Annotated in this window: 1 pseudogene; it reads right to left on the reverse strand. The window is 52.6% G+C overall.

Annotated features, from left to right (window positions below):
• Window positions 1-860: pseudogene (locus HMPREF3143_RS25080) on the reverse strand (IS3-like element ISEc52 family transposase); the annotation flags it as partial.
• Window positions 861-932: the final 72 nt, after the last annotated feature.

Consider the following 932-nt stretch of genomic DNA (forward strand, 5'->3'; position numbering starts at 1 on the left):
ATCGCTGTGGAACATCACCCCGACGGGCTTACCACGGGTTTCCCATGCCATTTCCAGTGCTTTCATGGTGAGCCTGCTGTCCGGCGAGAACGACATGGCCCAGCCCACTGGTTTTCTTGCGAACAGGTCGAGAACAACGGCGAGGTACGCCCAGCGCTTACCCGTCCAGTTATAGGTCACATCACCGCACCACACCTGATTTGGTTCCGTTACGGCGAACTGTCGCTCAAGATGATTCGGGATAGCAACGTGCTCATGACCGCCACGCTTATACCGGTGAGTCGGCTGCTGGCAACTGACCAGCCCCAGCTCTTTCATGAGTCTGCCAGCAAGCCAGCGCCCCATCTGGTAGCCTCTCTGGGTTGCCATTGTGGCGATGCTTCTTGCACCGGCAGAGCCGTGGCTGATGCCATGCAGTTCAAGTACCTGACTGCGTAATACAGCCCGTCTGCCGTCTGGCTTTTCAGGACGGTTTTTCCAGTATTTGTAGCTGCTGCGATGAACCCCGAACACATGGCAGAGAGTGGCCACAGGATAACGCGCCCTGAGTTTCCCGATTATCGAGAACTGTTCAGGGAGTCTGACATCAAGAGCGCGGTAGCCTTTTTTAATATTTCATTTTCCATTTCAATACGTTGTAGCTTTTTCCTGAGCTCACGGATTTCAATTTGTTCCGGGGTAATGGGGGAGGCTTTTGGTGTTTTGCCCTGCCGTTCATCACGTAATTGTTTCACCCATCGCGTCATTGTGGAAAGGCCGACATCCATAGCGCTGGCTGCATCTGCCACGGTGTAGTTCTGGTCAACGACCAGTTGAGCGGATTCGCGTTTAAACTCTGCGCTGAAATTTCTTTTTTTCATTATGACTCCTGTGTTGTTCTGAGGTGAGCATATCACCTCTGTTCAGGTGGCCAAATTCAGTAAACCACTTCA

The organism is Enterobacter sp. HMSC16D10 (assembly GCF_001807145.1).
In the GTDB taxonomy this organism is placed as follows: Bacteria; Pseudomonadota; Gammaproteobacteria; order Enterobacterales; family Enterobacteriaceae; genus Enterobacter; species Enterobacter roggenkampii.